General features: G+C 39.1%; 15 protein-coding genes. 11 read left to right on the top strand and 4 right to left on the bottom strand.

Features of this window, described 5'->3' with window-relative positions; genetic code table 11:
• Nucleotides 1-9: 9 nt before the first annotated feature.
• Entirely contained in the window at nucleotides 10-585 is a 576-nt protein-coding gene (gene grpE / locus HMPREF2732_RS03975; protein WP_148129038.1) for a nucleotide exchange factor GrpE, read from the bottom strand.
• A 130-nt stretch (nucleotides 586-715) separates the two neighbouring features.
• Here grpE and HMPREF2732_RS03970 point away from each other — a divergent pair, with 130 nt between their 5' ends.
• The 11 genes from HMPREF2732_RS03970 to HMPREF2732_RS03920 all read left to right on the top strand — a co-directional run bounded on the left by HMPREF2732_RS03970 (nucleotide 716) and on the right by HMPREF2732_RS03920 (nucleotide 11,429).
• Complete coding sequence (locus HMPREF2732_RS03970; RefSeq protein WP_049370119.1) at nucleotides 716-1,606, top strand: NAD(+) kinase; 891 nt, start codon at nucleotides 716-718, stop codon at nucleotides 1,604-1,606.
• Nucleotides 1,607-1,683: 77 nt separating this feature from the next.
• A complete protein-coding gene (recN, locus tag HMPREF2732_RS03965) occupies nucleotides 1,684-3,360 on the top strand; it encodes a DNA repair protein RecN (protein ID WP_049370120.1) in 1,677 nt (558 codons plus the stop codon).
• Nucleotides 3,361-3,539: 179 nt separating this feature from the next.
• A complete protein-coding gene (gene metK, locus HMPREF2732_RS03960) occupies nucleotides 3,540-4,694 on the top strand; it encodes a methionine adenosyltransferase (RefSeq protein WP_005696483.1) in 1,155 nt (384 codons plus the stop codon).
• Between the two features lie 56 nt (nucleotides 4,695-4,750).
• A complete protein-coding gene (locus HMPREF2732_RS03955) occupies nucleotides 4,751-5,266 on the top strand; it encodes a SprT family zinc-dependent metalloprotease (protein WP_070591346.1) in 516 nt (171 codons plus the stop codon).
• Between the two features lie 50 nt (nucleotides 5,267-5,316).
• Nucleotides 5,317-5,835 (top strand): opacity family porin, encoded by a 519-nt coding sequence (locus tag HMPREF2732_RS03950; RefSeq protein WP_070591344.1) that lies wholly within the window; start codon nucleotides 5,317-5,319, stop codon nucleotides 5,833-5,835.
• A gap of 154 nt (nucleotides 5,836-5,989) precedes the next feature.
• Nucleotides 5,990-6,334: an ArsC family reductase gene (locus tag HMPREF2732_RS03945; RefSeq protein WP_005699881.1), complete on the top strand. Its 345-nt coding sequence runs from the start codon at nucleotides 5,990-5,992 to the stop codon at nucleotides 6,332-6,334.
• An 80-nt stretch (nucleotides 6,335-6,414) separates the two neighbouring features.
• Nucleotides 6,415-6,879, top strand: coding sequence for a hypothetical protein (locus tag HMPREF2732_RS03940; protein WP_070591342.1), 465 nt, complete (start codon nucleotides 6,415-6,417; stop codon nucleotides 6,877-6,879).
• 86 nt (nucleotides 6,880-6,965) lie between these two features.
• Complete coding sequence (locus HMPREF2732_RS03935; RefSeq protein WP_070591340.1) at nucleotides 6,966-7,361, top strand: hypothetical protein; 396 nt, start codon at nucleotides 6,966-6,968, stop codon at nucleotides 7,359-7,361.
• Between the two features lie 178 nt (nucleotides 7,362-7,539).
• Complete coding sequence (locus HMPREF2732_RS03930; RefSeq protein ID WP_070591339.1) at nucleotides 7,540-9,495, top strand: TonB-dependent copper receptor; 1,956 nt, start codon at nucleotides 7,540-7,542, stop codon at nucleotides 9,493-9,495.
• A gap of 118 nt (nucleotides 9,496-9,613) precedes the next feature.
• The gene (dapE, locus tag HMPREF2732_RS03925) at nucleotides 9,614-10,747 is read left to right on the top strand and encodes a succinyl-diaminopimelate desuccinylase (protein WP_070591336.1); all 1,134 of its coding nucleotides are present in this window, start codon (nucleotides 9,614-9,616) and stop codon (nucleotides 10,745-10,747) included.
• A 1-nt stretch (nucleotide 10,748) separates the two neighbouring features.
• Nucleotides 10,749-11,429, top strand: a complete 681-nt coding sequence (locus HMPREF2732_RS03920) for a M15 family metallopeptidase (RefSeq protein WP_070591334.1) — start codon at nucleotides 10,749-10,751, stop codon at nucleotides 11,427-11,429.
• 39 nt (nucleotides 11,430-11,468) lie between these two features.
• Here the strand turns inward: HMPREF2732_RS03920 and rapZ are convergent, their stop codons facing one another.
• From rapZ to lptB, 3 genes are read right to left on the bottom strand one after another with little or no spacing between them, the layout of a single operon-like run.
• Nucleotides 11,469-12,326: an RNase adapter RapZ gene (rapZ, locus tag HMPREF2732_RS03915; protein WP_014065069.1), complete on the bottom strand. Its 858-nt coding sequence runs from the start codon at nucleotides 12,324-12,326 to the stop codon at nucleotides 11,469-11,471.
• 31 nt (nucleotides 12,327-12,357) lie between these two features.
• On the bottom strand, nucleotides 12,358-12,876 hold the full coding sequence (gene ptsN / locus HMPREF2732_RS03910; protein ID WP_070591331.1) for a PTS IIA-like nitrogen regulatory protein PtsN: 519 nt from the start codon (nucleotides 12,874-12,876) through the stop codon (nucleotides 12,358-12,360).
• A 3-nt stretch (nucleotides 12,877-12,879) separates the two neighbouring features.
• Nucleotides 12,880-13,605 carry an LPS export ABC transporter ATP-binding protein gene (gene lptB, locus HMPREF2732_RS03905; protein WP_005696470.1) on the bottom strand — a complete coding sequence of 242 codons (726 nt, stop codon included), beginning with the start codon at nucleotides 13,603-13,605 and terminating at the stop codon, nucleotides 12,880-12,882.
• Nucleotides 13,606-13,608: the final 3 nt, after the last annotated feature.

The following is a 13,608-nucleotide window of genomic DNA, read 5'->3' as shown; positions in this document are numbered from 1 at the left end:
GAAAAGAAATTAAGCTGCAACCATTACCATGGCTGGGCGAATCACTCGACCATTTAAGGTATAACCTTTTTGTAAAACGGTAGTGATTTGATTCGTTGCAAAGCCTTCTGCTGGTTGCATAGAGATAGCTTGGTGAAGATCTGGATTAAAGGTATCACCTACTGCACCAACAGGCTCTACACCAAAGCGAGAAACCGTTGAGAGTAACTCTTTTAAAGTCAGCTCGACGCCATCGAATAAGGCTTTGATATTTTCATCTTCCTTATTGGCAGGCGTTGCAAGCGCACGCTCTAAGTTATCAATCGTATTTAAAATGTCTTTTGAGAATTTTTCGAGCGCAAATTTATGTGCTTTTTCGATGTCTTGTTCACTGCGACGACGCATATTGTCAATTTCAGCACGCGTACGAAGCAATAAATCTTGCTCTTTTTTAGAGGTTTCTTCTACTTGTGCTTTTAATTGTTCTTCAAGTTCTTGTACACGGGCAATCGCTTCTTCTAACGGATCTTCCGTTGCGGTGGTTTCCTGCTGAACTTCTTCAACAAGTTCTTCATTTTCATTTAAGTTTTGTGCTTGTTCTGACATCTTTTTCTCCATTTATCAAAAATTAGTGCTATTTTAGCAAAACTGAATTGCTATGTAATATAATGGCTAAAATTTTAAATTCAAGTGCGGTCAAAAATCAGTAAGTCTGTACTTGGGAGCAATCATAGTTATGGATGAATTAGTCAAATCATTTAAAACCATCGCCTTGATGGGAAAACCACGTCGCGATATTAATTTGCAAATGCATAAAAACTTGTATCAATGGCTGAAAGAGCGAGGATATCAAGTTTTAGTTGAAAAAGAGGTGGGTGAAAAATTCGGTTTACCGGAAGAGGTGTTAGCAACGGTTGAAGAAATTGGAGAGCAAGCTCAACTCGTGATTGTAATCGGTGGTGATGGCAATATGCTAGGGCGTGCTCGCATTTTGGCTAAATATAATATTCCAATGATTGGGATTAACCGAGGCAACTTAGGCTTTTTGACCGATATTGACCCGAAAAATGCTTATGCACAGCTCGAAGCGTGTTTAGAACATGGTGAATTTTTTGTAGAAGAGCGTTTTTTATTGGAAGCTAAAATTGAACGAAACGGAGAAATTATCTCCAGTAGCAATGCTGTAAATGAGGCGGTGATTCACCCCGCTAAAATTGCGCACATGATTGATTTCCATGTTTATATCAATGATAAATTTGCCTTTTCTCAACGTTCAGACGGCTTGATTGTTTCCACTCCCACAGGTTCAACCGCTTATTCGCTTTCCGCAGGCGGCCCAATTTTAACACCAAATTTAAATGCGATTGCCCTTGTGCCGATGTTCCCACATACACTTTCTTCTCGACCATTAGTAATTGATGGCGACAGTAAGATTTCAATTCGTTTTGCGGAACATAATACTTCACAGTTGGAATTAGGCTGTGATAGTCAAATTGCACTAGATTTTTGCCCAGATGATGTGGTGCATATTGAAAAAAGCCCTCACAAGCTACGTTTATTACATCTTAAAAATTATAATTATTACAATGTATTAAGTACAAAATTAGGTTGGCTTAAAAATTTCTAATCCCAAAAGTTAAAAATCTCTTTACTGTATATTGTGACAGTTATAATATATGAATATACAGTTAAGGAGATTTTTTTATGTTAACCCAACTTACCATCAATAATTTTGCGATTGTTCGTCAATTAGAGATTGAATTAGCGAAAGGAATGTCTGTGATCACGGGGGAAACCGGCGCAGGGAAATCCATTGCTATTGATGCGTTGGGGTTATGCTTAGGGCAACGTATTGAAACGTCTATGGTTCGAGAAGGGCAGGAAAGAGCTGAAATCTGCGCCTCCTTTTCTATTGAACCAACGAACCCCGCTTATCAATGGTTGCAAGAACAAGAATTGCTAGATCCTGATAATCCCTCCGATTGTATTTTACGCCGTGTCATCAATGCAGATGGGCGTTCTAAAGCCTTTATTAATAGCACGCCTGTATCGGCTTCTCAATTAAAAGAAATTGGTCAATATCTTATTCATATTAATGGGCAGCACGCTTCACAATTATTATTGAAAAATGACTACCAACTTCAGTTGGTGGATACATTTGCACATCATCATGATTTGCTCGCACAAATGCGAGAAGATTATCGCGCGTGGAAAAATCTCCAAACACAAGTTAAAACCTTCCAACAAAAAGTTACTGAAAATGAAGCGAAGAAACAGCTTTTACAATATCAGGTAGAAGAGTTGGATGAGTTTGCACTTCGTCCAAATGAATATTTAGAATTGGAAGAGGATCAACGTCGTCTATCAAATAGCGAACAGCTGACACAGTTATCACAATCAGCCTTACAGTTACTCAGTGAAAATGAGACCGTGAGTATCGATTCGATGCTTTATCGTGCGACACAGTATATTGATGAATTAAGTGAGTTAGATCCTCGCTATGCTTCTGTTCAAACAATGTTGAATGATGCACTTATTCAAGTGCAAGAGGCGACAAGTGAAGTGCAGCATCTTGCTTCTCATATTGAGCAAGATCCGATGTTATTACAAGAGATTGAACAACGTCTAGGTCAAGCTTTACAACTCGCTCGCAAGCATAATGTGAAACCTGAAGAGTTGGTGGAATGGCATCAAAAATTAAAAGCAGAATTGACCGCACTTTTAGATTTTTCAGAAAGTGAAGAACGCCTGATTCTAGAAGAAAAAGCTGCCTTTGAGAAAATGCAACGTACGGCAAAACAATTACATGAAAGCCGTTGCCAAGCTGCAGAGAAATTAGCCCAACAGGTTACACATTCTATCAAAGGACTTGCAATGGAAAATGCCGAGTTTTTTATTGAAGTGAATTCGGATTTAACTAAAGTTGCGTCAAATGGGGCAGATAATATCGTCTTTACTTTACGTAGTAATTTAGGACAACAAGCACAACCATTAGCAAAAGTGGCATCTGGTGGTGAGCTTTCTCGTATTTCATTAGCTATTCAAGTCTTAACATCAGATCAATCGGCGATTCCAACGCTGATCTTTGACGAAGTCGATGTTGGTATTAGCGGTAAAACCGCGAGTGTAGTGGGTAAATTATTACGTCAATTAGGCGATAAATGCCAAGTGCTTTGTGTGACTCATTTACCACAAGTCGCATGCCATGGACATCATCAATTTAATGTTGAGAAATTTACCGTTGATGATAAAACAGAAACTAAAATGACCGCACTTTCTCAAGAAGAGAGAGTTCCAGCTCTTGCAAGATTACTCGGCGGCAGTGAAATTACAGAGCTTGCCTTGGCGAATGCACAAGAAATGTTGGATTTAGTGAAGTAAAATCTGGTAAATAAATGGGCGTTTGTCGCCCATTTTATGCATTAATGAGCTGAATTCTGTCGTAAAGCTTAGGTTCTTCTTGTCACATTTCAAAAATACTTGATAGGAATGCTTGCTTATTAGTCAAAAAAGCGTATTATAGCCGTCTATACGTCAATACATCCAAAAGAAGAGAACTTATGTCTAGCTATTTATTTACTTCTGAATCGGTTTCAGAAGGACATCCAGATAAGATTGCCGATCAAATTTCTGATGCGGTACTTGATGAAATTTTAAAACAAGATCCTAAAGCTCGTGTGGCTTGCGAAACCTATGTAAAAACAGGGATGGCGTTAGTTGGTGGTGAAATTACTACATCAGCATGGGTTGATATTGAAAATCTCACTCGACAAGTCATTTGTGATATTGGTTACAAACACTCAGAGATGGGTTTTGATGGCAATTCTTGTGCGGTATTAAATGCGATTGGTAAGCAATCATCTGATATTAACCAAGGTGTGGATCGTGAGAATCCATTAGATCAAGGTGCGGGTGATCAAGGGATTATGTTTGGTTATGCGACAAATGAAACAGAAGTCTTGATGCCTGCGGCGATTACTTATGCGCATCGTTTAATGGAAAAACAAGCAGAAGTGCGTAAAAGCGGAAAATTAGCATGGTTACGCCCTGATGCGAAAAGCCAAGTGACCTTAAAATACGAAGATAATAAAATCGTGGGTGTAGATGCAGTCGTCCTTTCTACACAACATAGTGAAGAAGTGTCACAAAAAGAAATTTATGAAGGCGTGATGGAAGAAATCATCAAGCCAATTTTGCCAAGTGAATGGTTATCTCAACAAACAAAATATTTCATCAACCCAACTGGTCGTTTTGTGATTGGTGGCCCAATGGGAGACTGTGGCTTAACAGGTCGTAAAATCATTGTCGATACATACGGTGGCGCAGCTCGTCATGGCGGTGGTGCATTTTCTGGTAAAGATCCATCAAAAGTAGACCGTTCAGCCGCTTATGCAGCACGTTATGTGGCAAAAAATATCGTTGCGGCTGGCCTTGCAGATCGTTGTGAAATTCAACTTTCTTATGCAATTGGTGTGGCAGAGCCAACTTCTATCATGGTAGAAACCTTTGGTACAGGAAAAGTATCAAACGAAGTATTGGTTAAGTTAGTGCGTGAATTCTTTGATTTACGCCCTTATGGTTTAATTAAAATGTTAAATTTAATTCAACCAATCTATCGCCAAACTGCGGCGTATGGACACTTTGGTCGTGAACAGTTCCCATGGGAAAAAGTAGATCGCGCTGAAGAGTTACGTGCGGCAGCAGGTCTAAAATAAGTAAATTAAATGTATATGATAAAAACCGCTAATTTAGCGGTTTTTGTTTACTTAGTATGATGATGTCATATCAAACTCAGTTTCGGCATTTAAAAATGCAGGTGCAACGCAAGCTTGCAGAAACATTACAACTGGCTGAACGTCACTTTCAACAGAAATTTCCCATTCCGACAATCAGTTATGACTTGCGAGGTGTAAAGGCCGGCGTTGCATACTTGCAGAAAAATGAGATTAAATTTAACCGCACTTTGCTACTCGAGAACTCAGATGAATTTATTCATCAGGTTGTTCCCCATGAATTAGCCCATCTTATTGTGTATCAAGTATTTGGTCGAGTGAAACCGCATGGACAGGAATGGCAAGCGGTGATGACACAGTTATTTAATCTTCCAGCTGATACTTGCCATCAATTCGATGTGGAAAGTGTACAGGGTAAAATGTTTGCTTATCAATGCGAATGTCAGACCCATTATTTAACGATTCGTCGGCATAATCGCATTCAACGAGATAAAATTGCCTATTTATGTCGAAAATGTCAGGGAAAATTGGTTTTTCATAGTGAAAATTCATAAGCAGTGTGGTATATTTCTAGTGTTTTCAATCAAATAACAGGGGTTATCCAATGAAAAAATCATTATTAGCTATCGTTGTCGGTGCATTAGCGGTTGCTTCAACTGCAAATGCAGGTTTATATGCAGAAGGTGATCTTGGTCTTTCAAGAACTAAATTAAGCAATGGTGGTTCAAGCAAAACTAAAATTGAGCCTCGTGTTGCAGTAGGTTACAAATTAGGTAATGTGCGTGTAGCAGGTGATTATACTCATCACGGTAACTTCCAAGGAACTAAAGTTCAAGGTTTAGGTGCGACAGTATTCTATGACTTCGATACCAACTCTCAAATTGAACCTTATGTTGGTGCTCGTCTTGCGGCAAACCGTTTCAAATTTGAAGAACGTGCGGATCAACGCTATAAAAGCTCTTCTGAAACCAAAGTGGGTTATGGCGTAGTCGCGGGTGCTAAATATAAATTAGCAGAAAAAGTGTATGCAAACGGTGGTTTAGAATATAACCGTTTAGGTAGCTTTGACGATACTAAAGTGAATAACTATGGCGCTAAAGTGGGCGTAGGTTACGAATTCTAATTTCCCTTTTGAAAAGTGCGGTTGATTTTTACCGCACTTTTTCTTTTGGATGTGAAAATTTGTATCGGGCTAATCTATTTGTGATTTATTCATGTAGCAGTTAAAATCCTCGTTCTAAATGAATTGAGGATTTTTTGTTTTTAGAGGTGAGAATATGATTATCGTTTATGGCATTAAAAACTGTGATACGGTGAAAAAAGCATTGAAGTGGCTAACTGAACATAATATTCAACATAAATTACATGATTATCGTGTGGATGGATTAGATACTCAATTCTTACAACAAGCAGAAGCCCAATTTGGTTGGGAAAATTTAGTCAATAAACGCAGCACAACTTGGCGTAATCTTGATGAAAATGTGAAAAATACACTCTCGAAATCTACCGCACTTTCCGTATTAGCTGAAAATCCAACGTTAATCAAACGACCGATTATTTTGCAAGATGGTAAGGCATTGATTGGCTTCAACGAAAAAGAATATATTGCAGTATTTAAGTAGTATTAAAGTAGAGAATTTATTTTTACTTGTTTATCTACTTATTAGAACTACTAATTTTGATTAAAAAAGGAAATATAAAAATGAATAATGAACAACAAAATGAACAGCAAAAAGCTATACGACGTTTTTTTATTGGGAGTTTTTTTATTGGGAGTTTTTTTATTGCATTATTATGCACAGTCGTCGTTGATTTATTTCTTGCTTCAATGGATGGCAGCTCATCAGATGACGTGGTATGGGTATTTTTTTATACTTTTTTTATCGTATTTATACCTAGTGCGATTACAACGTTTGTTTTTTACATCACTCAGGGAAAAGCAAGTAGCTACTATTCGCGGTATTTGTTACTGGCATTTTTGATGCCACCCTTTTTAATTCCGATCCTGACCACATTATTCGATTTGATTTGTTTAAACAGTTGGCATGATGCTATTGATACGCTTGTAGAGTATTATCTAACGCACGGTATTTTGGCTTGTATATTGGGAGTAGCTCAACTGGTGTTAGCACAAGCGTGTTTTATAAAAATATGGGACACACAGTAACCTCTTAACCTTGTTCTTTATTAAAGCTGGAGGCTTTCTTATCTGCTTATTAGAGTTATTAATTTTATTTGAAAGGAAATATAAAGATGAATAATGCATTACAAAAGACTATACCACGTTTTTTTATTGGGAGTTTTTTTATTGCATTATTATGTGCAGTCATTATTTCTGAGTTTGTTGGAGATGCATTTTTTCTTTCTTTTCTTATTTCATTTATACCAGGGGTGATGACAACACTTATCTTTTTTGTTACTCGGGAAAAAGCAAGTCGCTACTATGGGCGGTATTTATTGGTGGCATTTTTTATGCCTTTTTTAATCCCTATTATCGTCGGATTATCTTTGCATTTTGTTGATTTAAACTGGGATAGCACTATTGATACAATTATAGGAGCTTATTTTTTATTAGGCCTTCCTTGCACTATTTTGGCATTAGCTCAATTAGTGCTGGCAGTAGTATGTTTACCAGAAATGCATAAGTAAATAGCCATCTTTTAACCTTGTCTTTTGCACTTAATAAGAATCATATTCATTACAGTATTGTTACAATCTCAATCATTAATGTGATAAATGTTTTATAACGGTTGCGTATTTGTTTGAAAGATTTTATGTGGTTGAATTGTGGTTTTTATGACTCAAGTGCCAAAACAAGGGATTGATTATGAATAACAAATCTTATTTTGCCCTCCTTCCACTTTCATTTTTTATATCTAATGCTTTTGCTGAGGATATGCAGTCTGTAACATTAATGGATCCTATTGTGGTAACAGGTGTTACTCAGACGAATACCAATTCGGTCAAACTTAATCCTAAAACAACGCTTCAACCTTTACCTGCTGGTGATGGTGCAGATTTATTGCAATCTGTGGCAAATATGAGCGTGATTCGTAAAGGTGGGAGTTCTGGCGATCCGTTATTTCGCGGGTTAGGTGGTTCTCGCTTGAACATTCAAGCAGACGATCAATTCATTTATGGTGGGTGTAGCAACCGAATGGATCCGCCTACAGCTTATATTTTCCCATCAGCTTATGATGAAGTGGTGGTGACCAAAGGTCCCCAAACTGTAACTGAAGGTTCTGGCTTGGTGGCTGGCGCAGTTCGTTTTGTGCGTAAAGAGCCTGAATTTGATACTCAAAATACCTATTTAAACGGCAGTGTCACACTTGGCGGAAACAAACGTAGAGATGCTTATTTCGATGCGATGGCGGGTGGTAAATATGGTTATTTACGTACGAGTATGTCACACAATGAGGCGGGGAATTACAAAGATGGCGATGGCAATCGAGTTCATTCCTCTTTTGAGCGTCGTAATCAAATGTTACAGCTTGGTTTCACACCGACAGAAAACACCTTATTAACCGGAACTTATGAACGTAGTCGAGGCGAAGCGGCTTATGCAGATCGAATGATGGATGGGAGTAAATTTGATCGTGATGCGTGGAATGTGCGATTTGTACAACGTAATATTACCCCGTGGTTCACTGAACTAGAATTACGTTACGGTCAAAGCAAGATTGATCACGTGATGGATACTTATAGTATGCGTTATTTAAGCATGATGGGAAATCAAGTTAAAAAAGCAATGAATCCAAAGCGTGAAACCAATACAGGGCATTTGAAAGCAACCTTTGATTGGCCGGATATTAATTTGCAAACAGGCATTGATTATATGCGTGATAAACACCTTTCACGTATGGAAATGAATGGTGAGGGCTATAGACACAAGCCTTATCAACCACAGCAAAACTTTACTCAATGGGGCGGATTTGTTGAGGGGGCCTGGACAGCAAGTGATAGTCGTAAGTTTATTTCTGGTTATCGCTATGATGAAGTGAAAGCTGAATACGACACTTTAATTGCAAATCACCCAAATAAACATCATACGTATGGTTTACATTCAGGTTTCTTCCGTTGGGAAGAGGAAATAAATGGTATTAAATATTATGCTGGTGTAGGGATTGCAGAGCGAGCGCCAGATTATTGGGAGCGCCGTGCAAGCCAAGTTTTAGATAAAGAGCAAAACCGTCAAATTGATACGGGATTGATGTGGAAAAATGATACCTTTGATTTTTCTGTGTCGCTATTTGGTAGTGATGTCCGCGATTTCATTATGTTAGAACGAGTAGGTAAAGATGTCTCGGCTCGTAATATCAAGGCAACTCGATTAGGCGGCGAAATTGAAGGCAAATGGAAATTTGCACATCACTGGGAAATCGGTAGTAGTCTGGCTTATACTTATGGTAAAAATCGCACGGACGACCGTCCACTTGCTCAAACACCACCATTAGAATGGAAAAACTCATTAACTTGGGATAATGAAACCTTGAGCGCGGGAATATTATGGCGAGTGGTTTCTGCACAAAAACGCTATGCAACGGGACAAGGCAACATTATTGGGCAGGACATCGGTGCTTCAGCAGGCTTTGGAACGTTATCCTTTAATACAGGGTGGAAAATTAATAAATATGCCACTTTGCAGGGCGGAATTGATAACTTATTTAATAAATCCTATGCAGAATTTGTGAGTAAAGGCGCAGATCCTTCAGCGGGGCTTCAAACTGTTCGAGTGAACGAGCCAGGACGTCAATATTGGTTACGTTTACAAGTTCAATTCTAGGATTCTTCATAAACTAATAAAAACGGATAACGAGGTTATCCGTTTTTTATTTGAACAGATTTAAATTGAAGGAAAATTTTGTTAAATTAGACCGCACTTTTAGTCGTCACTGAATATTATGAAACAAAAAACTATTGAGCTTGCACAAGCATTAATTCGTCGCCCTTCTATTAGCCCGAATGATGAGGGGTGTCAGCAACTAATCGCTGAGCGTTTGGAAAAACTCGGCTTTCAAATTGAATGGATGCCTTTCAACGATACGTTAAATTTATGGGCAAAACATGGTGCCGGTGAGCCTGTTATCGCCTTTGCAGGGCATACTGATGTAGTACCAACGGGAGATGAAACGCAATGGACTTATCCGCCATTTTCTGCCGAAATTGTAGATGATGTGCTTTATGGTCGTGGTGCGGCAGATATGAAAGGCTCATTAGCAGCAATGATTGTGGCGGCAGAAGAATATGTGAAAGCTAATCCGAATCATAAAGGAACGATTGCTTTGTTGATTACTTCTGACGAAGAGGCTGCCGCGAAAGATGGCACGGTACGTGTTGTCGAAACCTTAATGGCGCGCGGTGAGAAAATCACTTATTGCATGGTAGGCGAGCCGTCTAGTTCAAAAACATTAGGCGATGTAGTCAAAAATGGTCGTCGGGGTTCGATTACTGGCAACCTCTATATTCAAGGTATTCAAGGTCATGTCGCTTATCCTCATTTAGCGGAAAACCCCATTCATAAAGCAGCGCCGTTCTTACAGGAATTAACCACATATCAATGGGATAACGGTAACGAATTTTTCCCGCCGACCAGTTTGCAAATCGCGAATATTCATGCGGGCACAGGAAGCAATAATGTCATCCCAGGTGAGCTTTATGTGCAATTCAATTTACGTTATTGTACGGAAGTAACTGATGAAATTATTAAGCAGAAAGTGGCAGAAATGCTCGAAAAGCATGGTTTGAAATACCGTATTGATTGGAATTTATCAGGTAAACCATTTTTAACGAAACCGGGTAAATTATTAGATGCATTAACGACGGCAATTGAGCAAACAACCGGTATTACACCACAAGCAGAAACAGGCGGTGGTACCTCTGATGGGCGTTTTATTGCGTTAATGGGAGCTGAAGTGGTGGAATTTGGGCCACTTAATGCGACGATTCATAAAGTGAATGAATGTGTGAGTGTAGATGATCTAGCCAAGTGCGGTCAGATTTATCATCAAATGTTAGTGAATTTATTGGACAAGTAAGATGAAATTAACGCCTGAAATGTTAACTGGCAAATCTCGTGAACATTTGATCAATTTGCCTACACCTCATTCTCCAAATCATTTTTTGCAAGCAGAGGCAATGAAAGCGTTTCAAGGATTGCAGCAAAGTGCGGTCAAAAATGGCTTTAATTTGCAGCCCGCGAGTAGCTTTCGTGATTTTGAGCGTCAACAACTCATTTGGAACGGTAAATTTAACGGCGAACGCAAAGTGCATGATGATGCGGGAAATCCATTAGATTTAGCGTCGTTAGATGATTGGCAAAAAGCACAAGCTATTTTACGTTGGTCAGCGCTTCCAGGAGGAAGTCGTCATCATTGGGGAACGGAAATCGATATTTTTGATCCTGATCTTTTACCTCAAGGCCAATCATTACAACTTGAACCATGGGAATATGAAAGCGGTGGCTATTTTTTTGAGCTAAGTGAATTTCTCACTGAAAATCTACCGCACTTTGATTTTGTTTTGCCATTTATAAGCCAACCAGAAGGTAAAAAAGTGGGTCGAGAGCCTTGGCATATTAGCTATTTACCTTTAGCTGAACAGGCCTCACGATTATTTACGCCAGATGTGCTATTGCAAGTTTGGCAGAATGAAACCGTGGCGGGAAAAGAAACGTTAATTACGCATTTGCCCGAGATTTTTGAGCAATATGTGGTTTAACAAAAAACGCAGCAAGTTGCTGCGTTTTTTATGGTTTGATTAATTCTTTTTATTCTTTTCCAAGGATTTATGTTGAATTTTTACATTCTTGCCTTTGGCTTGGAAATATTCACCAATTTGTTGAGCGATGTAAACAGAACGATGTTTACCTCCTGTACAGCCGATAGCAATTGTGAGATAGCTTCGGTTATTTTGCTCTAACATCGGTAACCACGTTTCAATGTAATTGCGTGTTTGGTAGATAAAATTATTCACTTCATCATGCGCAAGTAAAAATTGTGCAACAGGTTCATCAAGCCCCGTCATTGGACGAAGTTCTGGGTTCCAGTGCGGATTAGGTAGAAAACGTACATCAAAGACATAATCGGCATCAAGCGGAATGCCGTATTTAAAGCCAAACGACTCAACCACGATTTTAAGTTCTTTATCCGTATTACCACGTAAAACTTCTCTTAAACGTTCAGATAACGAATGGGTAGAAAGCGGTGCGGTATCAATAATAAAATTAGCATGTTGAATTAAAGGCTCAAGTTGCTGATATTCTAAATCAATCGCTGATTCAAGCGGGAGATCTTGTGCTGAGAGTGGGTGAAGACGACGTGAATCGCTGTAACGACGAATAAGTGTACTACGATCGCTATCTAGAAAGATAATTTTGACGGAATAAGTGGCTTGAATATCTGTCAGAATCTTGTCTAAATCAGCACTTGAATGGGGAAGATTTCGAATATCGAGGCTGATGGCAACAGCCGTTTGAGTTTTGGCGAGAATATTGGTGAGTTGAGGAAGTAAATCGAGAGGGAGATTATCCACGCAATAATAGCCCATATCTTCCAAAGCTCGTAATGCGACAGATTTCCCTGCGCCGGAGCGACCGCTGATAATAATAATTTCCATCTGCGTGATTCCTTATGGTTAGTTGGTTAGGTTATACCTCTTGAGGTTCCACATTATCTAAATTTGTGTCGTCTTCAGATTCCTCTGAATGATCAGCACATTCAAAAATTTGCCAAATTTCATCCGCACTTTGTGCTGAACGAAGTTGTTTAATTAAGTTTTTATCAGTTAATTTTTCATTGAGTTCTGCCAGAACAGGAATATATTCTTGGCAGTGATTTTCGGGTACGAGCACTGCAAAAACGATATCTACCGGTTTATTATCAACAGCATCATATTCGACAGGCGTTTCTAATTGCATAAATACCGTTAGGATCTTATCTGACACAGTAGTAGGTAACTTGGCTTTAGGCATAGCGACACCATTACCTAATCCTGAATTACCTAATTTTTCCCGCTCAAATAAACATTCAAAACAAGCCTGTTCACCATTTTCGCAGTGAAGTTTTTCCACAACGAAAGCGGCAATAGATTCAAATAATCGTTTCTTGCTAGAAAAAGCAACCCCCTGACGAATATCATCAGGGGAGAGCAATGTCGTAAATTTCATAGGTTATAGTTTAAATTGTTCGCCTAAATAGACACGTTTAACGTGCTCATCATTCATGACTTCTTCCGGTGTGCCGGTCGCGATAATTTTCCCTTCACCAACAATGTAAGCACGTTCACAGACATCAAGGGTTTCGCGTACGTTATGGTCGGTAATTAACACGCCTAAGCCACGATTACGGAGATCCGTGATGATTTTCTTAATATCCGTCACCGAAATAGGGTCAACACCGGCAAACGGTTCATCTAGTAAAATGAATTTGGGATTTGCCGCTAAGGCGCGTGCAATTTCCACACGACGACGTTCACCACCAGAAAGCGATTGTCCCAGGCTATCACGAATATGGCCAATATTGAACTCATCAATTAACTCATCCGCTCTCTCTCTGCGTTGTTCTGCAGTGAGATCTTTGCGAATTTCTAATACCGCCATAAGGTTTTCATACACCGTTAAACGACGGAAAATAGAGGCTTCTTGTGGTAAATAGCCAATTCCTCGACGTGCACGTTCATGCATCGGTAATACGCTAATATCATCGCCATCAATGGTGATTTTTCCCTGATCGTGACGCACTAAACCGACGACCATGTAGAAAGTAGTGGTTTTACCTGCACCATTTGGACCTAGTAGGCCAACAATCTCATTGGAGTTTACGGTTAAACTCACATCAGAAACCACTTTTCGGCTCTTATAGCTTTTTGCGAGGAATTCAGCTTGTAATACAGACATCGG

The sequence above is a fragment of the Haemophilus sp. HMSC061E01 genome (assembly GCF_001810345.1).
Classification (GTDB): domain Bacteria; phylum Pseudomonadota; class Gammaproteobacteria; order Enterobacterales; family Pasteurellaceae; genus Haemophilus_D.
The sequence above is the reverse complement of the archived record's forward strand: the minus strand, read 5'-3'. Positions and strand labels throughout refer to the sequence as shown.